Below are 22,544 nucleotides of genomic sequence, written 5' to 3'. Positions count from 1 at the left end.
CCCTTCATGCTTTATTTACGGGAGGTCTTCTTGACTAAGCCAGCCATACTCGCCCTTGCTGATGGCAGCATTTTTCGCGGCGAAGCCATTGGAGCCGACGGTCAAACCGTTGGTGAGGTGGTGTTCAACACCGCAATGACCGGCTATCAGGAAATCCTTACTGATCCTTCCTACGCCCAACAGATCGTTACCCTGACCTACCCGCACATCGGCAACACCGGCACCACGCCGGAAGATGCCGAATCCAACCGCGTCTGGTCGGCTGGCCTGGTGATTCGCGATCTGCCGCTGGTTGCAAGCAACTGGCGTAACACGATGCCCCTCTCCGATTACCTGAAAGCCAACAATGTAGTGGCGATCGCCGGTATCGATACTCGTCGCCTGACCCGCATCCTGCGTGAGAAAGGCGCGCAGAACGGCTGCATCATGGCGGGGGACAACATTTCCGAAGAGGCGGCAATCGCAGCTGCGCGTGGCTTCCCGGGCCTGAAAGGCATGGACCTGGCGAAAGTCGTCAGCACCAAGGAAAGCTACGAGTGGCGTTCGACTGTCTGGGACCTGAAAACCGACAGTCACGCAACCATCGATGCTGCGGATCTGCCTTATCACGTCGTGGCCTATGACTACGGTGTCAAGGTGAACATCCTGCGCATGCTGGTGGAGCGCGGCTGCCGTGTCACCGTGGTGCCAGCCCAGACACCGGCCAGTGACGTGTTGGCGCTCAAGCCCGACGGCGTGTTCCTGTCCAACGGCCCGGGCGATCCCGAGCCTTGCGACTACGCGATCAAGGCGATCAAGGAAGTGCTGGAAACCGAGATCCCGGTATTCGGTATCTGCCTGGGGCACCAACTGCTGGCCCTGGCCTCTGGCGCAAAGACCCTGAAAATGGGTCACGGCCACCACGGTGCCAACCATCCGGTCCAGGACCTGGATACCGGCGTGGTCATGATCACCAGCCAGAACCACGGTTTTGCAGTGGATGAAGCCACCCTGCCAGGCAACGTCCGGGCGATCCACAAATCGCTGTTCGACGGCACCCTGCAAGGTATCGAGCGTACCGACAAGAGCGCGTTCAGCTTCCAGGGGCACCCTGAGGCGAGCCCGGGCCCGAACGATGTGGCGCCGCTGTTCGATCGCTTCATCAACGAGATGGCCAAGCGACGCTAAGCGCTCGCCTTGAAAATGTAGCGAGCACCTGAGGGTGGTCCCGGCAAGTCCGGTGGAATCCCCTCGGGTGCCTCAGAGAATGTTCAAGACGGCTTGCCGACTGACCTGCGGATTTGAGTGACAACCCATGCCAAAACGTACAGACATTAAAAGCATCCTGATTCTTGGCGCTGGCCCGATCGTAATCGGCCAGGCCTGTGAATTCGACTACTCCGGCGCCCAGGCCTGCAAGGCCCTGCGCGAAGAGGGTTACCGGGTCATCCTGGTGAACTCCAACCCGGCGACCATCATGACCGACCCGGCCATGGCCGACGCCACCTACATCGAGCCGATCAAGTGGCAGACCGTTGCCAAGATCATCGAAAAGGAGCGTCCGGACGCTCTGCTGCCAACCATGGGCGGCCAGACCGCACTGAACTGCGCCCTGGACCTGGAGCGCGAAGGCGTTCTGGAAAAGTTCGGCGTAGAGATGATCGGTGCCAACGCCGACACCATCGACAAGGCTGAAGACCGCTCGCGTTTCGACGCCGCCATGAAGTCCATCGGCCTGGCGTGCCCGCGTTCCGGTATCGCCCACAGCATGGAAGAGGCCAATGCGGTCCTCGACAAGCTGGGTTTCCCTTGCATCATCCGTCCGTCCTTCACCATGGGCGGCACCGGTGGCGGTATCGCCTACAACCGCGAAGAGTTCGAAGAAATCTGCGCCCGCGGTCTGGACCTGTCGCCGACCAAGGAACTGCTGATCGACGAATCCCTGATCGGCTGGAAAGAGTACGAGATGGAGGTGGTCCGCGATAAGAAGGACAACTGCATCATCGTCTGCTCCATCGAGAACTTCGACCCGATGGGCGTGCACACCGGTGACTCGATCACCGTGGCTCCGGCACAGACCCTGACCGACAAGGAATACCAGATCCTGCGTAACGCCTCCCTGGCGGTACTGCGCGAGATCGGCGTGGAAACCGGCGGCTCCAACGTGCAGTTCGGCATCTGCCCGGACACCGGGCGCATGGTCGTGATCGAGATGAACCCGCGGGTATCCCGCTCCTCGGCACTGGCTTCGAAAGCCACCGGCTTCCCGATCGCCAAGGTCGCGGCCAAGCTGGCTGTGGGCTACACCCTGGACGAGCTGTCCAACGACATTACCGGCGGCAAGACTCCAGCCTCTTTCGAGCCGTCCATCGACTACGTCGTGACCAAGCTGCCACGCTTCGCCTTCGAGAAGTTCTCCAAGGCCGACGCGCGCCTGACCACCCAGATGAAGTCGGTGGGTGAAGTCATGGCCATCGGCCGGACCTTCCAGGAATCCCTGCAGAAAGCCCTGCGTGGCCTGGAAGTGGGCGTTTGCGGCCTGGATCCGAAGCTCGACCTGAGCAATCCGGAAAGCATGAACGTGCTCAAGCGCGAACTGACCGTGCCGGGCGCCGAGCGTATCTGGTACGTGGCTGATGCCTTCCGTGCCGGCATGACCGTCGAGCAGATCTTCGGCATGAACATGATCGACCCTTGGTTCCTGGTGCAGATCGAAGACCTGATCAAGGAAGAAGAGAAGGTCAAGACCCTGGGTCTGTCGGCCATCGACCGCGACCTGATGTTCCGCTTGAAGCGCAAAGGATTCTCCGACCAGCGTCTGGCCAAGCTGCTGGGTGTGACCGAGAAGAACCTGCGTACCCATCGCCAAAAACTGGAAGTGTTCCCGGTCTACAAGCGCGTTGATACCTGCGCCGCGGAGTTCGCCACCGACACCGCCTACCTGTACTCGACTTATGAAGAAGAGTGCGAAGCCGCACCTTCGAGCCGCGACAAGATCATGATCCTGGGTGGCGGTCCAAACCGTATCGGCCAGGGCATCGAGTTCGACTACTGCTGCGTACACGCGGCTCTGGCGCTGCGCGATGATGGTTACGAAACCATCATGGTCAACTGCAACCCGGAAACCGTTTCCACCGACTACGACACTTCGGATCGCCTGTACTTCGAGCCAGTGACCCTGGAAGACGTGCTGGAAATCGTCCGTGTCGAGAAGCCAAAAGGCGTGATCGTGCAGTACGGCGGTCAGACTCCGCTGAAACTGGCGCGTGCCCTGGAAGCCGCCGGCGTACCGATCATCGGCACCAGCCCTGACGCTATCGACCGTGCCGAAGACCGCGAGCGCTTCCAGCAGATGGTCGAGCGCCTGAACCTGCGTCAGCCGCCAAACGCCACCGTGCGCAGCGAAGACGAAGCGATTCGTGCTGCTGCCAAGATCGGTTACCCGCTGGTGGTGCGTCCGTCCTATGTGCTGGGCGGCCGGGCGATGGAAATCGTCTACGAAGAAGAAGAGCTCAAGCGCTACCTGCGTGAAGCGGTGCAAGTGTCCAACGACAGCCCGGTGCTGCTGGACCACTTCCTCAATTGCGCCATCGAGATGGACGTGGACGCGGTCTGCGACGGCACCGACGTGGTGATCGGTGCGATCATGCAGCACATCGAGCAGGCCGGTGTTCACTCCGGTGACTCCGCGTGCTCCCTGCCGCCGTATTCCCTGCCGTCCCATATCCAGGACGAGATGCGCGAACAGGTCAAGAAAATGGCCCTGGAACTGGGCGTTGTCGGTCTGATGAACGTTCAGCTGGCGCTGCAGGGCGAAGACATCTACGTGATTGAGGTCAATCCACGTGCTTCGCGTACCGTGCCGTTCGTTTCCAAGTGCATCGGTGTCTCCCTGGCGATGATCGCGGCCCGTGTGATGGCCGGCAAGACCCTGAAAGAGCTGGGCTTCACCAAGGAAATCATTCCGAACTTCTACAGTGTCAAGGAAGCGGTATTCCCGTTCGCCAAGTTCCCGGGCGTCGATCCGATCCTCGGCCCGGAAATGAAGTCCACCGGTGAAGTGATGGGCGTGGGCGACACTTTTGGCGAGGCCTTTGCCAAAGCCCAGATGGGTGCCAGCGAAGTGCTGCCGACTGGCGGCACTGCCTTCATCAGCGTGCGCGACGACGACAAACCTCTGGTTGCAGGCGTAGCCCGTGATCTGATCAACTTGGGCTTCGAAGTGGTCGCTACTGCGGGCACCGCCAAGCTGATCGAGGCGGCCGGCCTGAAAGTGCGTCGCGTGAACAAGGTGACCGAAGGTCGCCCGCACGTGGTCGACATGATCAAGAACGACGAAGTCACCCTGATCATCAACACCACCGAAGGTCGTCAGTCGATTGCTGACTCTTACTCCATTCGTCGTAACGCCTTGCAGCACAAGATCTACTGCACCACCACCATTGCTGCTGGCGAAGCTATCTGTGAAGCGTTGAAGTTCGGTCCTGAAAAAACCGTGCGTCGCTTGCAGGATCTACACGCAGGATTGAAGGCATGACCAAATACCCAATGACCGTCCAGGGCGCTCGCGCCCTGGAAGAAGAGCATAACCACCTGACCAAGGTCGTGCGTCCGAAGCTCAGCCAGGACATCGGTACGGCCCGCGAGCTGGGTGACCTGAAGGAAAACGCTGAATACCATGCTGCCCGCGAGCAACAGGGTATGGTCGAGGCGCGGATTCGGGATATTGAAGGGCGCCTGCAGAACTCGGTGGTCATCGATGTCACGTCGATTCCTCATACCGGCAAGGTGATCTTCGGCACCACGGTGGAGATCGCCAACGTCGAAACCGACGAAAGCGTGACCTACCAGATCGTTGGTGAGGACGAGGCTGATATCAAGCTTGGTAAAATCTCTGTCGGTTCGCCGATTGCTCGCGCCTTGATCGCCAAGGAAGAGGGTGATGTGGTGGCAGTCAAAACGCCAGGCGGCGTTATCGAGTACGAGATTGTCGAAGTCCGTCACATCTGAAAGAAGGCGCCCGCTGCATGCGGGCGCCATGCTTTGGCAGCTGACCCAGATGTTGTGGGTCGGCGGCTTGTGGTTACTGCATATTGGCATGCTGCCCGTTTTGGGGCAGATAGGCCTTGCTCCGTTGCTGATCGATGAGATTTCATCGATGCTCAGTGCGCTTCTGGTGGGTTTTTCGGCGGCGTGCCTCGTTCTTCAGGTGCTGATATTGACCCAGTCCGAAGGCTTGAGGAGTTTGTGGCGGGATATTCGGGGGCAACTGCTGTTGATGGCGATGTACGCGTGTGCGATGTATTTCATCGTGCGCTTTTTTTTGCCGGAGGCTCAGCGCTGGCAGTTGTTCAGCTATCTGATCCTGGGGTTTTCCGGTCTGCTGCTGGTGTTGCAGCCGGTGCCGGGATGGGGTGGCAGGGTGCGCCAGGCACACCCTTGACCCGGGTCGACGTCAGTGGAAACGATGGACGTTCGACAATTGCTTGTTTACCTTGGCGTTCTTGCGGTAGATCAACGCCATCTTGCCGATGACTTGCACCAGATCCGCTTTGCCGGCCTTGCACAGTTCGGCAATGGCTTCCAGGCGCGACTCGCGCTCGAGGATGTTGAGCTTGATCTTGATCAGCTCGTGATCGCTCAAGGCGCGTTCAAGTTCGGCTAGCACACCTTCGGTCAAACCGTTGTCAGCCACAGTCAATACTGGTTTCAGATGGTGGCCAATGGATTTGTACTGTTTCTTCTGCTCTTGAGTGAGCGGCATAATCTGACCCCTGCGTCTGATCTTGTAAAAAGCGGCGGCCAGTTTACCCGAGCGAGTCCGGGACCGCCCAGTTAATCACGACCCGTTTTATTTTGAGGTGGCCCGTGGCCCGTTCCAAAACCAGCCAGAACTGGCTGAAAGAGCATTTCAACGACCCATTCGTCAAGATGGCGCAAAAAGATGGGTACCGTTCCCGTGCCAGCTACAAGCTGCTGGAGATCCAGGAAAAGGACCGCCTTATCCGCCCTGGAATGAGTGTTGTCGACCTTGGCGCCGCCCCCGGGGGCTGGTCGCAGGTGACCAGTCGTCTGATTGGTGGGCAGGGGCGATTGATTGCGTCCGATATCCTGGAGATGGACAGCATCCCCGATGTGACCTTTATCCAGGGCGATTTTACTGAAGACGCAGTGTTGGCGCGGATTCTCGAGGCTGTCGGAAATTCCGAGGTTGACCTTGTGATTTCCGATATGGCCCCCAATATGAGTGGGTTACCAGCCGTAGATATGCCGCGAGCGATGTTCCTGTGTGAGTTGGCACTGGATCTTGCGGGTCGGGTACTGCGTCCGGGTGGTGATTTCCTGATCAAGATCTTCCAGGGTGAAGGTTTCGATGAGTACCACAAGAGCGTTCGGCAGATGTTCGACAAAGTGCAGATGCGCAAGCCGACCTCTTCCCGTGACCGTTCTCGGGAGCAATACCTGCTGGGACGCGGTTTCCGTGGCCGCAGTGAGTGAGTAAGAGTTTTGACTGGGGCGATAGGATTTTCGTATTTCGTCCCGTCGGATTAAGCGCATATTGTGTAGTCTAAGTTTCACATAGGGTTACAGACAGCGCCTGCCAGAGCTGTAAGTAATGTAGTAAGTTAGGCCGGTGAATATCATGCGAAGCGCGCGCCAGTAGCGGAGCTTGCTTCAGAGGGTAGTTAATTGAACGACATGGCAAAGAATCTGATCCTTTGGTTGATCATCGCGGCTGTCCTGGTGACGGTGATGAACAACTTCTCCAGCCCTAACGAGCCGCAGACCCTCAACTATTCCGACTTCCTCCAGCAAGTTAAGGATGGCAAGGTCGAGCGCGTAGCCGTTGATGGCTATGTGATTACCGGCAAGCGCAACGATGGCGACAGCTTCAAGACCATCCGCCCGGCCATTCAGGACAACGGCCTGATTGGAGACCTGGTGGATAACCATGTTGTGGTCGAAGGCAAGCAGCCTGAACAGCAAAGCATCTGGACTCAACTGCTGGTAGCCAGCTTCCCGATTCTGGTGATCATTGCGGTCTTCATGTTCTTCATGCGCCAGATGCAAGGCGGTGCCGGTGGTAAAGGCGGGCCGATGAGTTTTGGCAAGAGCAAGGCGCGCCTGCTCTCCGAAGACCAGGTGAAGACTACTTTGGCTGACGTTGCCGGTTGCGACGAGGCCAAGGAAGAAGTGGGCGAGTTGGTTGAGTTCCTCCGTGATCCGGGCAAGTTCCAGCGCCTGGGCGGTCGTATTCCTCGCGGTGTGCTGATGGTGGGCCCACCAGGTACCGGTAAGACCCTGCTGGCCAAGGCCATTGCTGGCGAAGCCAAGGTGCCGTTCTTTACCATTTCCGGTTCCGACTTCGTCGAGATGTTTGTCGGCGTCGGCGCGAGCCGTGTTCGTGACATGTTCGAGCAGGCCAAGAAGCACGCGCCTTGCATCATCTTCATCGACGAAATCGATGCGGTCGGCCGTCACCGTGGTGCCGGCATGGGCGGCGGTCATGATGAGCGTGAGCAGACCCTCAACCAGTTGCTGGTAGAGATGGATGGCTTCGAAATGAACGATGGCATCATCGTTATCGCCGCGACCAACCGCCCTGACGTACTGGACCCTGCGCTGCTGCGTCCGGGCCGTTTCGACCGTCAGGTAGTGGTGGGGTTGCCGGACATCCGTGGGCGCGAACAGATTCTCAAGGTGCACATGCGCAAAGTGCCAATGGGTGATGACGTTGCTCCGGCCGTTATTGCCCGTGGTACCCCGGGTTTCTCCGGTGCCGACCTGGCTAACCTGGTGAACGAGGCCTCGCTGTTTGCGGCTCGTACCGGCAAGCGCATCGTCGAGATGAAAGAATTCGAACTGGCCAAGGACAAGATCATGATGGGCGCCGAGCGCAAATCCATGGTCATGTCCGAGAAGGAAAAGCAGAACACCGCTTATCACGAAGCAGGCCACGCCATTGTCGGTCGCGTCGTGCCAGAGCATGACCCGGTCTATAAGGTGTCGATCATTCCTCGCGGTCGGGCATTGGGTGTAACCATGTTCCTGCCGGAAGAGGACCGTTACAGCCTTTCCAAGCGCGCCTTGATCAGCCAGATCTGTTCGCTCTACGGCGGCCGTATCGCCGAAGAGATGACCCTGGGCTTTGACGGTGTAACCACTGGCGCCTCCAACGACATCATGCGTGCCAGCCAGATTGCCCGGAATATGGTCACCAAGTGGGGGCTTTCCGAAAAGCTGGGCCCGCTGATGTATGCCGAGGAAGAAGGCGAGGTGTTCCTGGGTCGTAGTGCGGGTAGTCAGCATGCCAGCCTGTCTGCCGAAACGGCGAAGCTGATCGATTCTGAAGTGCGCAGCATCATTGACCAGTGCTATGGCACCGCCAAGCAGATCCTGACCGACAACCGTGACAAGCTGGATGCCATGGCGGACGCCTTGATGAAGTATGAAACCATCGATGCCGATCAGATCGACGACATCATGGCTGGTCGTCCCCCGCGTGAACCTCGTGATTGGGAGGGCGGCTCGGGTACTACTCCTCCAGTAGTGCAGAACGAACGTCCGGAAACACCCATCGGCGGCCCTGCTGCCGACCACTAAGGTTTTAAATGACTTCAGTTCCTGTCTCCACCCGGTTGCCTTGCGGCAATCGGGTTCTTGATTTGGCCCATGCGCATGTCATGGGCATCCTGAATGTAACCCCAGATTCCTTTTCCGATGGTGGGCGCTTCAGCCAGGTGGATGTCGCGTTGCGGCATGCCGAAGCCATGGTTGTGGCCGGTGCTACGCTGATCGATATCGGTGGTGAGTCGACTCGGCCTGGTGCGCGTGCGGTATCGCCCCTGGAGGAGTTGGAGCGTGTTGCGCCTGTCGTTGAGCGGATTAACCGCGAGTTGGATGTGATCATCTCCGTTGATACGTCGACGCCTGCGGTGATGCGTGAAACCGCCCGCTTGGGTGCTGGCTTGATCAATGATGTGCGCTCGCTGCGTCGTGATGGCGCCCTGGATGCGGCGGCGGCCACTGGTTTGCCGGTGTGCCTGATGCATATGCTCGGGGAGCCGGGAGATATGCAGGACAATCCGCATTACCAGAATGTCACTCAGGAAGTGGCGGCGTTCCTGCTCGAGCGCATGGCCCAGTGTGCCGCGGCCGGCATCGGTGCCGAGCGGATAGTCCTCGATCCCGGTTTTGGTTTCGCCAAGACCCTGCAGCACAACCTGAGCCTGTTCAAGCATATGCAGGAGTTGCATGGCCTTGGGCGGCCGCTGCTGGTTGGCGTGTCGCGCAAGAGCATGATTGGCCAGGCGTTGAATCGCCCGGTGGCCGAGCGACTGCATGGAAGCCTGGCGTTGGCGGCACTGGCAGTGACCAAGGGGGCGAAAATTATCCGCGTCCATGATGTTGCCGAGACGGTGGATGTAGTGCGAATGATTGCGGCAGTGGAATCCGCCGAATAAGAATGATGGAGTACTTATGACTAAGAAATATTTTGGCACCGACGGCATTCGTGGTCGTGTGGGCGAATTCCCTATTACTCCTGATTTCATGCTCAAGCTCGGTTGGGCGGCGGGCATGGCCTTTCGCAGCATGGGCGCCTGTCGGGTGCTGGTGGGCAAGGACACACGTATCTCCGGGTACATGTTCGAGTCTGCACTGGAAGCCGGGCTGTCGGCTGCCGGTGCCGATGTGCTCCTGCTGGGACCGATGCCGACTCCGGCAATTGCCTATCTGACGCGTACCTTCCATGCGGAAGCCGGCATCGTCATCAGCGCCTCGCACAATCCCCATCATGACAACGGCATCAAGTTCTTTTCGGGCGAGGGCACCAAGCTGCCTGACGAAGTCGAGCTGATGATCGAAGAATTGCTGGATGCACCGATGACCGTGGTGGAGTCGAGCAAGCTCGGCAAGGTGTCCCGGATCAATGATGCCTCTGGACGCTACATCGAGTTCTGCAAGAGCAGCGTGCCCTCCAGCACCAGCTTTGCGGGTTTGAAGGTCGTGCTCGACTGTGCTCACGGTGCAACCTACAAGGTGGCCCCCAGCGTTTTCCGGGAGCTGGGCGCACAAGTGACCGTGCTCTCTGCTCAGCCCGATGGCTTGAATATCAACGAAAACTGCGGCTCGACCCATATGGGGCAGTTGCAGGCTGCCGTCCTGGCTGAGCATGCTGACCTGGGCATTGCCTTTGACGGCGATGGTGATCGGGTGTTGATGGTCGATCAGACCGGGGCGATTGTTGATGGTGACGAGTTGCTGTTCATCATCGCTCGGGACCTGCATGAGCGTGACAAGCTGCAAGGCGGCGTAGTAGGCACTCTGATGAGTAATCTCGGCCTGGAGCTGGCGCTGGCGGACTTGGGCATTCCTTTTGTCCGGGCCAATGTTGGCGACCGTTATGTGATCGCTGAATTGTTGGAGCGCAGCTGGCTGGTGGGGGGCGAGAACTCCGGGCATATCGTGTGCTTCCGTCATGCCACCACGGGTGATGCGATCATCGCCGCACTGCAGGTGCTGATGGCACTCAAGTCCCGTGGTGAAAGCCTGGCCCAATCACGTCAGGGGCTGCGCAAGTGCCCTCAGGTGCTGGTCAACGTGCGTTTTGGCGGGGGCGACAACCCGGTTGAGCATCCTGCTGTGAAAGAGGCTTGCGAGCGCGTTACTGCTGCTATGGCGGGGCGTGGCCGGGTTCTGTTGCGCAAGTCTGGCACCGAGCCTTTGGTCCGCGTCATGGTCGAAGGTGATGATGAGGCACTGGTTCGCGCTTATGCCGATGAGCTGGCAAAACTGGTTGCAGAAGTTTCTGCCTGATTTCGGCTTGCCAGTGTTGTTTTGGTTGGGTAACATCTGCGCCCACTTTGACCGACGAGGTACAGCATGCGTCGCCCTATGGTAGCTGGTAACTGGAAGATGCACGGTACCCGCGCCAGCGTCGCTGAGCTGATCAATGGCCTTCGTCATCTGGCCTTGCCAAGCGGTGTTGATGTCGCGGTATTCCCGCCTTGCTTGTATATCAATCAAGTGATTGATGGCTTGAAAGGCAAGTCGATTTCGGTCGGCGCGCAGAATTCTGCGGTGGAGTCCATGCAAGGTGCACTGACGGGTGAGATTGCCCCGAGTCAATTGGTGGATGCAGGTTGTTCCCTGGTGCTGGTTGGGCACTCCGAACGCCGCCTGATCATGGGCGAGCGTGACGCGACTCTCAACCGCAAGTTCGCGGCCGCACAGGCTTGTGGCTTGAAGCCGATTCTGTGTGTAGGGGAAACCCTCGAGCAGCGTGAGGCCGGGAAGACTCTTGAGGTTGTCGGGCGTCAGCTGGGCAGCATCATCGAAGAGTTGGGTGTTGGTGCGTTCGCCAATGCTGTTATTGCTTACGAGCCGGTCTGGGCCATTGGTACCGGGCTGACTGCGACACCGCAACAAGCGCAGGATGTGCATGCAGCCATTCGCGCACAGTTGGCGGCAGAGAATTCTGAAGTGGCACGAGGTGTGCGGCTTCTATACGGCGGCAGCGTGAAGGCGGCCAATGCGGTCGAACTGTTCGGCATGCCGGATATCGATGGGGGGCTCATTGGTGGGGCTTCCCTGAACGCAGATGAGTTCGGTGCGATTTGTCGCGCCGCGGGAAACTGAAAAAATGCTGGAAACAGTCGTAGTCGTTTTTCATCTGCTGGGTGCCTTGGGCGTAGTTGCTCTGGTTTTGCTGCAGCAGGGTAAAGGTGCGGATGCTGGCGCGTCTTTCGGTGCAGGTGCTTCAAATACTGTGTTCGGAAGCCAAGGTTCCTCTACCTTTCTTAGTAAGTTTACTGCTATACTTGCCGCCGGTTTCTTCATAACCAGCTTGGGGTTAGGTTACTTTGCTAAAGAGAAAGCTCATCAGCTGACTCAAGTAGGTTTGCCAGATCCAGCAGTGTTGGAAGTACCAAAGCAAAAACCGGCTTCTGATGATGTCCCGGTGCTTCAAGAGCAAAAGTCGGCAACCAGTGCGACTGACGTACCTCCAGCTCAAGAGCAGAAGTAAGAAGAGTTTCACGCAGTAATGCAGTCTATGCCGAGGTGGTGGAATTGGTAGACACGCAACCTTGAGGTGGTTGTGCCCATAGGGTGTAGGGGTTCGAGTCCCCTTCTCGGTACCAATTATCAGGAGAGCCCGCTGTTGCGGGCTTTCTTGTAGGTGGAAGGTTACATTGACCCTAAAAGGGATCGGTCGTATACTTCCGCCCCAGCTTTGTCGCGGGGTGGAGCAGTCTGGTAGCTCGTCGGGCTCATAACCCGAAGGTCGTCGGTTCAAATCCGGCCCCCGCAACCAGTTTTAGCGGAGCCCCTTTTCAGGGGCTTTTTGTTAGCTGGACTCTTTATAACGCCGCTATTCGACGGCGTTTCCGGGATGGGCGTTTCGCCCATTTTTTATTTGCACAAGCATGCACGAGGGGGTTCAGGTGTCGAGCAAGCTAGAACAGTTGCAGGCCTTGTTGGCCCCGGTGGTCGTGGCCCTTGGCTATGAATGCTGGGGTATTGAGTTTTCGGCTCAGGGTCGCCACTCAATGTTGCGCGTTTATATCGATAAAGAAGGCGGTGTGCTGGTGGACGATTGCGCCATCGTCAGCCGCCAGATCAGTGGTGTTCTCGACGTAGAAGATCCGATCTCCGTTGAATACACCCTTGAAGTTTCCTCTCCAGGCATGGAACGCCCGCTGTTCACCCTTGAACAGTTTGCCAAGTATGTCGGTGAGCAAGTGAAGATCAAGCTGCGCTCGCCTTTCGAAGGCCGGCGTAACTTCCAGGGCCTTCTCCGCGGGGTGGAGGAACAGGACGTCGTGGTGCAGGTGGATGACCACGAGTTCCTGTTGCCGATCGATATGATCGACAAGGCCAACATAATTCCCAGTTTTGACTGAGACGCGGATCCCGCGGATCCAATGGCTTGCGAAAGGCGAGGCGTACGATGAGCAAAGAAGTACTGCTGGTTGTTGAGTCGGTATCCAATGAAAAGGGCGTACCGGCAAGCGTGATTTTTGAAGCGCTGGAGCTGGCCCTGGCCACTGCTACCAAAAAGCGTTTTGAAGACGAAGTGGACCTGCGTGTGGAGATCAATCGCCACACCGGATCCTACGAGACTTTCCGTCGCTGGACGGTGGTCGACGAAGCCGACCTGGATGATCCAGCGGTTGAGACCTGGTTGAGCAAGGCTCGCGAGACTCATCCCGATGCGAAAGTCGGTGATGTGATCGAAGAGAAGATCGAATCCATCGAGTTCGGCCGCATCGCTGCCCAGACTGCCAAGCAGGTCATTGTGCAGAAGGTTCGCGAAGCCGAGCGCGCGCAGGTGGTTGACGCCTATCGCGAGCGCCTGGGAGAGATCATCTCCGGCACCGTGAAAAAAGTGACCCGTGACAACGTGATCGTCGATCTGGGCAACAACGCCGAGGCGCTGCTGGCCCGTGAAGACATCATCTCCCGTGAGACTTTCCGGGTTGGCGTGCGTCTGCGTGCGCTGCTCAAGGAAATCCGCACCGAGAACCGCGGCCCGCAGTTGATCCTGTCGCGTACCGCACCGGAAATGCTGATCGAGCTGTTCCGTATCGAAGTGCCGGAAATTGCCGAAGGCCTGATCGAAGTCATGGCCGCCTCCCGTGATCCGGGTTCGCGGGCCAAGATCGCCGTCCGCTCCAAAGACAAGCGCATCGACCCCCAGGGCGCGTGCATTGGTATGCGCGGTTCGCGCGTCCAGGCCGTTTCCGGCGAGTTGGGTGGCGAGCGTGTGGACATCGTCCTGTGGGACGAGAACCCGGCGCAGTTCGTGATCAACGCCATGTCGCCGGCTGAAGTCGCGGCAATTATCGTCGACGAAGATGCCCATGCCATGGACATCGCCGTAGGCGCAGACAATCTGGCTCAGGCCATCGGTCGCGGTGGTCAGAACGTGCGTCTGGCTAGCCAGTTGACTGGCTGGACCCTGAACGTGATGACCGAATCGGACATCCAGGCCAAGCAGCAAGCAGAAACCGGCGACATCCTGCGCAACTTCATCGACGAGCTGGAAGTCGACGAAGAGCTGGCGCAGGTGCTGGTGGATGAAGGCTTCACTAGCCTGGAAGAGATTGCCTACGTACCGCTGGAAGAAATGCTCAACATCGACGGCTTTGACGAAGACATCGTCAACGAGCTTCGCGCTCGGGCCAAGGATCGCTTGTTGACTAAAGCCATCGCTACTGAGGAAAAGCTGGCAGACGCCCATCCGGCCGAAGACCTGCTCTCGCTTGAGGGTATGGACAAGGATTTGGCGATGGAACTGGCGGTGCGCGGCGTAATTACCCGCGAAGACCTGGCCGAGCAGTCTATTGACGACCTGCTCGACATCGACGGCATTGACGATGATCGTGCCGGCAAGTTGATCATGGCCGCCCGAGCCCACTGGTTCGAGTAATTAGGCGCGGCCTGAGGAGAGAAGTGCATGACGCAAGTCACGGTGAAACAACTGGCCGATGAGGTCAAAACACCGGTAGAGCGCCTGCTGCAGCAGATGCGTGAGGCAGGTCTGCCGCACACCGCCGCCGAGGAACATGTGAGCGACAGTGAGAAGCAATCCTTGCTGACTCATTTGAAGAGCAGCCACAAGGCGAAAGTGGAAGAACCACGCAAGATCACTTTGCAGCGCAAGACCACCAGCACCCTGCGTGTTGCCGGCAGCAAGAGCATCAGCGTTGAAGTGCGCAAGAAGAAAGTCTTCGTGCAGCGCAGCCCGGAAGAAATCGAAGCCGAGCGTCAACGTGAACTGGAAGAACGTCGCGCAGTAGAGAATGCTGCCCGTCAGAAGGCTGAAGAAGAAGCCAAGCGTCGCGCCGAAGAAGAAGCGCGTCGCCAGCCAGCAGCTGCTCAGCCAGCAGTGGCCGAAGCAGTGGCAGCTCCTGCTCCTGTGGCTGCCGAACCTGTGCAAGACGCACCGGCAGCGGCACCTGCTCCAGCAGCGGACGCCCGCAAGCGCGAAGAACCACGTCGCCCTGACAAGCCTCGCAGCGACGATAGCAATCGTCGTGGCAACAGTGACGGTGAGCGCAAAAACGCTCCGCACCGTGCTTCGGTCAAGGAAAAGGCGCCGGCGCCACGCGTGGCTCCACGCACTACCGACGAAGAAAGCGACGGTTTCCGTCGTGGTGGTCGCGGCAAGGCCAAGCTGAAGAAGCGCAACGCCCACGGTTTCCAGAGCCCTACCGGCCCTGTCGTGCGCGAAGTGAAGATCGGCGAGACCATCACTGTGGGCGATCTCGCCCAGCAGATGTCGGTCAAGGCTGCTGAAATCATCAAGTTCATGTTCAAGCTGGGTACTCCAGCCACCATCAACCAGGTACTGGATCAGGAAACTGCCCAACTGGTTGCTGAAGAACTGGGCCACAAAGTGACCCTGGTCAGCGATACCGCCCTGGAAGATTCCCTGGCCGAGTCCCTGAAGTTCGAAGGTGAAGCGGTTGCCCGTGCGCCGGTCGTGACTGTAATGGGCCACGTTGACCACGGTAAGACCTCGTTGCTGGACTACATCCGTCGCGCCAAAGTGGCCGCGGGCGAAGCCGGTGGCATTACCCAGCACATCGGTGCCTACCACGTAGAAACCGAGCGCGGCATGGTCACCTTCCTCGATACCCCTGGTCACGCCGCGTTTACCGCGATGCGTGCCCGTGGTGCCAAGGCGACCGACATCGTGATCCTGGTGGTTGCAGCGGACGACGGCGTGATGCCGCAAACCGTTGAAGCCGTTCAGCACGCTCAGGCCGCTGGCGTACCGCTGGTTGTCGCAGTGAACAAGATCGACAAGCCGGGCGCCGACCTGGACCGTATCCGCAGTGAGCTTTCGGTTCACGGCGTAACGTCCGAGGATTGGGGTGGCGATACTCCATTCGTACCGGTTTCCGCGAAAATGGGTACAGGTGTCGACGACCTGCTGGAAGCTGTACTGCTGCAGGCCGAAGTCCTGGAACTCAAGGCCACTCCTTCGGCTCCTGGCCGTGGTGTGGTGGTTGAGTCCCGCCTGGACAAGGGCCGTGGCCCGGTTGCCACCGTTCTGGTTCAAGACGGTACCCTGCGCCAAGGCGACATGGTGCTGGTCGGTTCGAACTATGGCCGCGTGCGCGCCATGCTCGACGAGAACGGCAAGCCGATCAAGGAAGCCGGTCCTTCCATCCCGGTCGAGATCCTCGGCCTGGACGGTACCCCGGACGCTGGCGACGAGATGAGCGTAGTGGCCGACGAGAAGAAAGCCCGTGAAGTGGCTCTGTTCCGTCAAGGCAAGTTCCGTGAAGTCAAGCTGGCCCGTGCTCACGCCGGCAAGCTGGAAAACATCTTCGAGAACATGGGCCAGGAAGAGAAGAAGACGCTTAACATCGTCCTCAAATCTGACGTCCGTGGTTCGTTGGAAGCGCTGCAAGGCGCTCTGAATGGCCTGGGCAACGACGAAGTGCAAGTGCGCGTAGTCGGCGGCGGCGTCGGTGGTATCACCGAGAGCGACGCCAACCTGGCACTGGCCTCCAACGCAGTACTGTTCGGCTTCAACGTGCGTGCCGATGCTGGCGCACGCAAGATCGTCGAGCAGGAAGGTCTGGATATGCGTTACTACAACGTGATCTACGACATCATCGAAGACGTCAAGAAAGCCCTGACCGGTATGCTGGGCAGCGACGTTCGGGAGAACATCCTGGGTGTTGCCGAAGTTCGCGACGTGTTCCGCTCGCCGAAGTTTGGCGCGATCGCCGGTTGCATGGTCATCGAAGGTGTCGTGCACCGTAACCGTCCAATCCGCGTACTGCGCGAAGACATCGTTATCTTCGAAGGCGAGCTGGAATCCCTGCGCCGCTTCAAGGATGACGCTTCCGAAGTGCGTGCCGGCATGGAATGCGGTATCGGCGTGAAGAGCTACAACGACGTCAAAGTCGGCGACAAGATCGAAGTCTTCGAGAAGGTCCAGGTTGCTCGCAGCCTCTAACTCGCGCACTTCAAGAGCCCTGGTGGTCAGCCCCATGCAATTGCACGGCGCCTCCAGCGGATTCTAAACGCAACGCCCGGTCTGGCTTCCGTCAGGCCGGGCGTTTGCCGCTTTCAGACCACACGGGTTTCACCGTGGGGCAGTAACAGGTAACAAGACATGGCAAAAGAATACAGCCGTACCCAACGTATCGGTGATCAGATGCAGCGTGAGCTGGCGCAACTGATCCGTCGTGAAGTCAAGGATCCACGCGTCGGCCTGGTGACTATCACCGCTGTGGAAGTCAGCCGCGACGTCGGTCACGCGAAGATCTTCATCACTGTGATGGGCCAGGAAAACGCCGAAGAGATCGCCCAGAGCATCAAGGTGCTGAACTCGGCCGCAGGCTTCCTGCGCATGCAGTTGGCCCGCGAAATGAAGCTGCGCAGCGTGCCGCAACTGCACTTCCATTACGACGAGAGCGTGGCCCGCGGGGCGCACCTGTCGGCCCTGATCGAGCGTGCCGTGGCTGAAGACAGCCAGCATGGCGACGCGCCAGCCCCTGAAGACGCCAAGGAGTAAGCGGTGGCTCAGGTCAAGCGTATCCGTCGTAACGTCAGCGGCATCATCCTGCTGGACAAGCCCCTGGGCTTCACTTCCAACGCGGCGCTGCAAAAGGTCCGTTGGTTGCTCAATGCCGAGAAGGCCGGTCATACCGGCAGCCTCGACCCCTTGGCCACCGGTGTTCTGCCGTTGTGCTTTGGTGAAGCCACTAAGTTCTCGCAATACCTGCTCGATTCCGACAAGGGTTATGAAACCCTGATGCAGATGGGCAAGACCACCACCACCGCCGATGCCGAAGGCGAAGTTTTGCTGGAGCGGCCGGTGACCGTTGGTCGTACCGATATTGAAGCGGTATTGCCGGAATTTCGCGGTGAAATCAAACAGATACCGCCGATGTACTCCGCCCTCAAGCGTGATGGCCAGCCGCTGTACAAACTGGCTCGCGCAGGGGAAGTAGTGGAGCGCGAACCGCGTTCTGTTACTATTGCGCGCTTGGAATTACTCGCCTGTGAAGGCGACACTGCCCGTCTGGCGGTGGACTGCAGCAAAGGCACCTATATCCGCACCCTGGTGGAGGATATTGGTGAAAAACTCGGCTGCGGTGCCTACGTTGCAGAGCTGCGACGGACCCAGGCCGGACCTTTCAGCCTGGCCCAGACGGTCACTCTGGAAGAGCTTGAAGCTGTACATGCCGAAGGCGGCAACGAAGCGGTAGACCGCTTCCTCATGCCATCGGACAGCGGCTTGCTGGATTGGCCGCTGCTGCAGTTCTCGGAACACAGCGCGTTCTATTGGCTCAACGGCCAGCCAGTTCGCGCTCCCGATGCCCCGAAGTTCGGCATGGTTCGGGTACAGGATCACAACGGTCGCTTCATCGGTATCGGTGAAGTGAGCGAAGACGGGCGCATCGCGCCGCGTCGCTTGATTCGGTCAGAATGACCGGAACCAGCCTGTGTCATAGCAGGTTGGAGAGGGTGGCTGTTAGCAGGCACGGTCACTACTCATTTTTAGATACAGGGATTTGTCCCTGGCCTGTTGAAACTGTTCTTGAACAGTTTCCTGATATAAGGAATGCCCACATGGCACTCAGCGTTGAAGAAAAAGCTCAGATCGTAACCGACTACCAGCAAGCTGTTGGTGACACTGGTTCGCCAGAAGTGCAAGTTGCACTGCTGACCGCCAACATCAACAAACTGCAAGGTCACTTCAAGGCCAACGGTAAAGACCACCACTCCCGTCGTGGCCTGATCCGCATGGTAAACCAGCGTCGTAAGCTGCTGGACTACCTGAAAGGCAAGGACCTGAGCCGTTACAGCACCCTGATCGGTCGTCTGGGTCTGCGTCGCTAATCAGCGATTGCGCTATGAGGTTGGTTGTTTGCCATGCGTCAGCGGTTTTTCCGCCGGCGTATGGCAGGCTCCCAGCCTCAAGTTTTATCTGCAGCACCGTTTTACCTGGACAAAGGCTGGGCCGATTCCCCGCATTGCCCAAGAATTTCGCAAGAAGCAAGTTTCCCCAAGAGCCACAAAGAAGGTAGGACACCGTGAACCCGGTAATCAAAAAATTCCAGTTCGGTCAGTCGACCGTTACCCTCGAGACTGGCCGCATCGCCCGTCAGGCCTCCGGCGCAGTATTGGTCACCGTTGACGACGACGTCAGCGTATTGGTGACCGTGGTTGGCGCCAAGCAAGCCGATCCAGGCAAGGGTTTCTTCCCTCTGTCTGTTCACTACCAGGAAAAGACTTACGCTGCCGGTAAGATCCCTGGCGGTTTCTTCAAGCGTGAAGGCCGTCCTTCCGAGAAAGAAACCCTGACCTCGCGTCTGATCGACCGTCCGATCCGCCCTCTGTTCCCAGAAGGCTTCATGAACGAAGTGCAGGTTGTCTGCACCGTGGTTTCCACCAGCAAGAAGACCGATCCGGACATCGCTGCGATGATCGGTACCTCGGCTGCCCTGGCGATCTCCGGCATTCCTTTCGACGGCCCGATCGGCGCCGCTCGCGTGGCATTCCACGAAAGCACCGGCTACCTGCTGAACCCGACCTACGAGCAGCTTCAGGCATCTAGCCTGGACATGGTCGTGGCCGGTACCGAAGAAGCCGTACTGATGGTTGAATCGGAAGCCAAAGAGCTGACCGAAGACCAGATGCTGGGCGCCGTACTGTTCGCCCACGACGAATTCCAGTCGGTGATCAAGGCTGTCAAAGAGCTGGCCGCCGAAGCTGCCAAGCCGACTTGGGACTGGGCTGCTGCTCCAGAAGCCACCGCACTGCTGGGCGCTATCCGTGCCGAGTTCGGCGAAGCCATCTCCCAGGCCTACACCATTACCGTCAAGGCCGATCGCTATGCCCGTCTGGGCGAGCTGAAAGACCAAGTGGTCGCCAAGCTGTCCGGTGAAGAAGGCCAGCCTTCCGCCAGCGAAGTCAAAGCGGCTTTCGGCGAGATCGAATACCGCACCGTTCGCGAAAACATCGTTAACGGCAAGCCACGTATCGACGGCCGCGACACTCGCACCGTACGTCCGCTGAACATTGAAGTCGGCGTTTTGCCGAAGACTCACGGTTCGGCCCTGTTCACCCGTGGCGAAACCCAGGCCCTGGTCGTTGCGACCCTGGGTACTGCCCGTGACGCACAGCTGCTGGACACCCTGGAAGGCGAGAAGAAAGACCCCTTCATGCTGCACTACAACTTCCCTCCGTTCTCGGTGGGCGAGTGTGGTCGCATGGGCGGCGCTGGTCGTCGTGAAATCGGCCACGGCCGTCTGGCTCGTCGTTCGGTCCAGGCCATGCTGCCAGCCGCTGACGTGTTCCCGTACACCATCCGTGTGGTTTCGGAAATCACCGAGTCCAACGGTTCCAGCTCCATGGCTTCCGTTTGCGGTGCTTCCCTGGCCCTGATGGACGCGGGTGTACCGATGAAGGCGCCGGTTGCCGGTATCGCCATGGGCCTGGTTAAAGAGGGCGAGAAGTTCGCCGTCCTGACCGACATCCTGGGTGACGAAGACCACCTGGGCGACATGGACTTCAAGGTAGCCGGTACCGCCAAAGGCGTGACCGCGCTGCAGATGGACATCAAGATCAAGGGCATCACCGAAGAAATCATGGAGATCGCCCTGGGCCAGGCCCTGGAAGCTCGCCTGAACATCCTCGGCCAGATGAACCAGATCATTGGCCAGTCGCGTACCGAACTGTCGGCCAACGCTCCGACCATGATCGCGATGAAGATCGACACCGACAAAATCCGTGATGTCATCGGTAAAGGCGGCGCCACCATTCGTGCGATCTGCGAAGAGACCAAGGCTTCGATCGACATCGAAGACGACGGCTCGATCAAGATCTTCGGCGAAACCAAGGAAGCTGCAGAGGCCGCGCGTCAGCGCGTTCTGGGCATCACCGCGGAAGCCGAGATCGGCAAGATCTACGTCGGCAAGGTTGAGCGCATCGTCGACTTCGGCGCCTTCGTCAACATCCTGCCGGGCAAGGACGGTCTGGTGCACATCTCGATGCTGAGCGACGCTCGCGTTGAGAAAGTCACCGACATCCTCAAAGAAGGTCAGGAAGTGGAAGTGCTGGTACTGGACGTGGACAACCGCGGCCGTATCAAGCTGTCCATCAAAGACGTGGCAGCAGCCAAGGCTTCGGGCGTTTAATCGCTCTTTGACCTTACGCTGAACAAGCAAACGCCCCGACTGGTTCGGGGCGTTTTGCTATCTGCGCTACAAGCCTCTCGGTTGCCGGCCCAGGGGACTGGTGCTAGGTTTTAGCCCACGCCGGTGTAGCTCAGTCGGTAGAGCAGCGCACTCGTAACGCGAAGGTCGCAGGTTCGATTCCTGTCTCCGGCACCATATTTCAGCTTTGGAGCAGTTTATGGCTGCCTCCACCCTCCCAACAAAACTTGCCAGGCTTTGAATGAGCGCCATTGAAAGGCAGAGGGCGACGAAGCACTGGCAGAAGTGTGCTCTGGAAGTTTCAAAGGTCCTCGGTGCTATTCAATTGAGCGCTCTTGTAGTTGTTGGTTGAAGCGTGGCTCATTGTTTATGGGGAATTGGCTGGCAGAGAGACTTGTCTCAACGAAAACCTTCCACGTCTGTATTCAGCATCCTGTACTGAGTTTCTGGCGGTTTGCTCGGCACTATTTAGTTTCGGTTTTTTGTGGCTGGACGAGGTTGGTGCCAGTTATTCACGCCTGCGCGAGTCATGAGCCGGGTAGTACCAGCCAGGGGCATTGCGCATAATGACGCCCGAAAATCATGGAGTGACCGCGGTGAAGAAGTGGAAGTTGGTTTTGGCCGGCGTAGTGTCGCTGTCCCTTGCAGCCTGTGAGAAAGGGCCCTCTTATGAGTTTGAGGGGGAATATTTTGCCGCTGAAGGCGAAGACTGCACGACACCAACGAATACGAAAGACCTGGAGCAATATTTCTTAAGAATAACCAAGCAGGTACAGGGTGGAAGTGTGTTGTATTCCGCTGAGTTTCCTTCCGCTTCAAAGGCACGGCTGCCTGTTGTCAGCGCGCAAAGCGTTTCACCAAGCGATGATAATGAACTGACTTTCAATTTCTCTGAATCCAAGGTTTCGGAAAGTCGTCCACAGGACCCGACATTAAATATCGTCGTGACTGTCATCCCTAATCAAAGCAAGGAAGGGTATCTATGGCTGACTAAAGCCGGGATCCTCATCGCTAAGGATGGAGAAGTAAAGGAGTTCGATATTCTCGATAATCTGAGAAGGCTTATCGATGTCGGGCAGACAGGAGCTTGCTTGAGAAAAGGAACAGCTACGGCTGTGGGTTCCTAGCTCAGGAACCTGGGGAAACACCGGCATGAAATATCGCCACGGCAGTATCTGCGAAATCTCGCTCTCTGAGGGTTCTGCCGGGTTGGCGTTTGCCGATGGCTGGGAAAACCTGCGGTTTTTCTCCAATGGGTGCATCAGGTCATATAAATCGTGGGCCAAAGGTCCTATATTCGGTCCCTGTCTGAGTACCAGCATGCTGTTTTCAGATGATCCAGAATGGTTCTGAATGAATCGCCCCGGGTTTCCT

At 58.4% G+C, this 22,544-nt stretch carries 19 protein-coding genes and 3 tRNA genes; 21 read left to right on the top strand and 1 reads right to left on the bottom strand.

What is annotated here, in order from left to right:
• The first annotated feature begins 30 nt into the window (after positions 1-30).
• From carA to U873_RS0128130, 4 genes are all read left to right on the top strand, one after another.
• Positions 31-1,167 carry a glutamine-hydrolyzing carbamoyl-phosphate synthase small subunit gene (carA, locus tag U873_RS0128145; RefSeq protein WP_025131421.1) on the top strand — a complete coding sequence of 379 codons (1,137 nt, stop codon included), beginning with the start codon at positions 31-33 and terminating at the stop codon, positions 1,165-1,167.
• Positions 1,168-1,294: 127 nt separating this feature from the next.
• Positions 1,295-4,516 carry a carbamoyl-phosphate synthase large subunit gene (gene carB / locus U873_RS0128140; RefSeq protein ID WP_025131420.1) on the top strand — a complete coding sequence of 1,074 codons (3,222 nt, stop codon included), beginning with the start codon at positions 1,295-1,297 and terminating at the stop codon, positions 4,514-4,516.
• Positions 4,513-4,989, top strand: a complete 477-nt coding sequence (greA, locus tag U873_RS0128135) for a transcription elongation factor GreA (RefSeq protein WP_025131419.1) — start codon at positions 4,513-4,515, stop codon at positions 4,987-4,989. Before carB ends, greA begins: the two co-directional genes overlap by 4 nt.
• 28 nt (positions 4,990-5,017) lie before the next feature.
• Positions 5,018-5,422, top strand: coding sequence for a hypothetical protein (locus tag U873_RS0128130; RefSeq protein WP_025131418.1), 405 nt, complete (start codon positions 5,018-5,020; stop codon positions 5,420-5,422).
• A 12-nt stretch (positions 5,423-5,434) separates the two neighbouring features.
• On the opposite strand, the gene U873_RS0128125 is transcribed toward U873_RS0128130, so the two are convergent.
• Positions 5,435-5,743, bottom strand: coding sequence for a YhbY family RNA-binding protein (locus U873_RS0128125; protein ID WP_007920867.1), 309 nt, complete (start codon positions 5,741-5,743; stop codon positions 5,435-5,437).
• A gap of 104 nt (positions 5,744-5,847) precedes the next feature.
• Between U873_RS0128125 and rlmE the strand changes: the two genes are divergently transcribed.
• From rlmE to U873_RS0128040, 17 genes are all read left to right on the top strand, one after another.
• Positions 5,848-6,477: a 23S rRNA (uridine(2552)-2'-O)-methyltransferase RlmE gene (gene rlmE, locus U873_RS0128120; RefSeq protein ID WP_025131417.1), complete on the top strand. Its 630-nt coding sequence runs from the start codon at positions 5,848-5,850 to the stop codon at positions 6,475-6,477.
• 201 nt (positions 6,478-6,678) lie between these two features.
• The gene (gene ftsH, locus U873_RS0128115) at positions 6,679-8,583 is read left to right on the top strand and encodes an ATP-dependent zinc metalloprotease FtsH (protein ID WP_029978716.1); all 1,905 of its coding nucleotides are present in this window, start codon (positions 6,679-6,681) and stop codon (positions 8,581-8,583) included.
• An 8-nt stretch (positions 8,584-8,591) separates the two neighbouring features.
• Positions 8,592-9,443, top strand: coding sequence for a dihydropteroate synthase (gene folP, locus U873_RS0128110; protein WP_025131415.1), 852 nt, complete (start codon positions 8,592-8,594; stop codon positions 9,441-9,443).
• A 16-nt stretch (positions 9,444-9,459) separates the two neighbouring features.
• The gene (gene glmM / locus U873_RS0128105; RefSeq protein ID WP_025131414.1) at positions 9,460-10,797 is read left to right on the top strand and encodes a phosphoglucosamine mutase; all 1,338 of its coding nucleotides are present in this window, start codon (positions 9,460-9,462) and stop codon (positions 10,795-10,797) included.
• Positions 10,798-10,863: 66 nt separating this feature from the next.
• Entirely contained in the window at positions 10,864-11,619 is a 756-nt protein-coding gene (gene tpiA / locus U873_RS0128100) for a triose-phosphate isomerase (RefSeq protein ID WP_025131413.1), read from the top strand.
• Between the two features lie 4 nt (positions 11,620-11,623).
• Entirely contained in the window at positions 11,624-12,007 is a 384-nt protein-coding gene (secG, locus tag U873_RS35505; RefSeq protein WP_081818720.1) for a preprotein translocase subunit SecG, read from the top strand.
• 29 nt (positions 12,008-12,036) lie between these two features.
• Positions 12,037-12,122 (top strand) — tRNA-Leu (locus U873_RS0128090).
• Positions 12,123-12,218: 96 nt separating this feature from the next.
• Positions 12,219-12,295: transfer RNA gene (locus tag U873_RS0128085), tRNA-Met, on the top strand.
• A gap of 130 nt (positions 12,296-12,425) precedes the next feature.
• Positions 12,426-12,884 carry a ribosome maturation factor RimP gene (gene rimP, locus U873_RS0128080; protein ID WP_025131411.1) on the top strand — a complete coding sequence of 153 codons (459 nt, stop codon included), beginning with the start codon at positions 12,426-12,428 and terminating at the stop codon, positions 12,882-12,884.
• Between the two features lie 47 nt (positions 12,885-12,931).
• Entirely contained in the window at positions 12,932-14,413 is a 1,482-nt protein-coding gene (gene nusA, locus U873_RS0128075) for a transcription termination factor NusA (protein ID WP_025131410.1), read from the top strand.
• Positions 14,414-14,440: 27 nt separating this feature from the next.
• Positions 14,441-16,960 carry a translation initiation factor IF-2 gene (gene infB, locus U873_RS0128070; protein WP_025131409.1) on the top strand — a complete coding sequence of 840 codons (2,520 nt, stop codon included), beginning with the start codon at positions 14,441-14,443 and terminating at the stop codon, positions 16,958-16,960.
• 159 nt (positions 16,961-17,119) lie between these two features.
• The gene (gene rbfA / locus U873_RS0128065) at positions 17,120-17,521 is read left to right on the top strand and encodes a 30S ribosome-binding factor RbfA (RefSeq protein ID WP_025131408.1); all 402 of its coding nucleotides are present in this window, start codon (positions 17,120-17,122) and stop codon (positions 17,519-17,521) included.
• A 3-nt stretch (positions 17,522-17,524) separates the two neighbouring features.
• Positions 17,525-18,442, top strand: a complete 918-nt coding sequence (gene truB / locus U873_RS0128060) for a tRNA pseudouridine(55) synthase TruB (protein ID WP_025131407.1) — start codon at positions 17,525-17,527, stop codon at positions 18,440-18,442.
• Between the two features lie 140 nt (positions 18,443-18,582).
• Positions 18,583-18,852, top strand: a complete 270-nt coding sequence (gene rpsO / locus U873_RS0128055; RefSeq protein WP_011059205.1) for a 30S ribosomal protein S15 — start codon at positions 18,583-18,585, stop codon at positions 18,850-18,852.
• A 194-nt stretch (positions 18,853-19,046) separates the two neighbouring features.
• Positions 19,047-21,152 (top strand): polyribonucleotide nucleotidyltransferase, encoded by a 2,106-nt coding sequence (pnp, locus tag U873_RS0128050; RefSeq protein ID WP_025131406.1) that lies wholly within the window; start codon positions 19,047-19,049, stop codon positions 21,150-21,152.
• A 119-nt stretch (positions 21,153-21,271) separates the two neighbouring features.
• Positions 21,272-21,347: transfer RNA gene (locus U873_RS0128045), tRNA-Thr, on the top strand.
• A gap of 419 nt (positions 21,348-21,766) precedes the next feature.
• Positions 21,767-22,297 carry a hypothetical protein gene (locus U873_RS0128040; RefSeq protein ID WP_025131405.1) on the top strand — a complete coding sequence of 177 codons (531 nt, stop codon included), beginning with the start codon at positions 21,767-21,769 and terminating at the stop codon, positions 22,295-22,297.
• Positions 22,298-22,544 lie beyond the last annotated feature (247 nt).

The sequence above is a fragment of the Pseudomonas sp. PH1b genome (assembly GCF_000633395.1).
In the GTDB taxonomy this organism is placed as follows: domain Bacteria; phylum Pseudomonadota; class Gammaproteobacteria; order Pseudomonadales; family Pseudomonadaceae; genus Aquipseudomonas.
This window is presented reverse-complemented; position numbering and strand designations above follow the sequence as displayed.

Excerpts from the sequence above, each read along its gene's own strand:
- carB (WP_025131420.1), top strand. The coding sequence starts at position 1,295 with ATGCCAAAACGTACAGACATTAAAAGCATCCTGATTCTTGGCGCTGGC.
- greA (WP_025131419.1), top strand. The coding sequence starts at position 4,513 with ATGACCAAATACCCAATGACCGTCCAGGGCGCTCGCGCCCTGGAAGAA.
- U873_RS0128130 (WP_025131418.1), top strand. The coding sequence starts at position 5,018 with ATGCTTTGGCAGCTGACCCAGATGTTGTGGGTCGGCGGCTTGTGGTTA.
- U873_RS0128125 (WP_007920867.1), bottom strand. The coding sequence starts at position 5,743 with ATGCCGCTCACTCAAGAGCAGAAGAAACAGTACAAATCCATTGGCCAC.
- ftsH (WP_029978716.1), top strand. The coding sequence starts at position 6,679 with ATGGCAAAGAATCTGATCCTTTGGTTGATCATCGCGGCTGTCCTGGTG.
- folP (WP_025131415.1), top strand. The coding sequence starts at position 8,592 with ATGACTTCAGTTCCTGTCTCCACCCGGTTGCCTTGCGGCAATCGGGTT.
- glmM (WP_025131414.1), top strand. The coding sequence starts at position 9,460 with ATGACTAAGAAATATTTTGGCACCGACGGCATTCGTGGTCGTGTGGGC.
- tpiA (WP_025131413.1), top strand. The coding sequence starts at position 10,864 with ATGCGTCGCCCTATGGTAGCTGGTAACTGGAAGATGCACGGTACCCGC.
- secG (WP_081818720.1), top strand. The coding sequence starts at position 11,624 with ATGCTGGAAACAGTCGTAGTCGTTTTTCATCTGCTGGGTGCCTTGGGC.
- nusA (WP_025131410.1), top strand. The coding sequence starts at position 12,932 with ATGAGCAAAGAAGTACTGCTGGTTGTTGAGTCGGTATCCAATGAAAAG.
- infB (WP_025131409.1), top strand. The coding sequence starts at position 14,441 with ATGACGCAAGTCACGGTGAAACAACTGGCCGATGAGGTCAAAACACCG.
- rbfA (WP_025131408.1), top strand. The coding sequence starts at position 17,120 with ATGGCAAAAGAATACAGCCGTACCCAACGTATCGGTGATCAGATGCAG.
- rpsO (WP_011059205.1), top strand. The coding sequence starts at position 18,583 with ATGGCACTCAGCGTTGAAGAAAAAGCTCAGATCGTAACCGACTACCAG.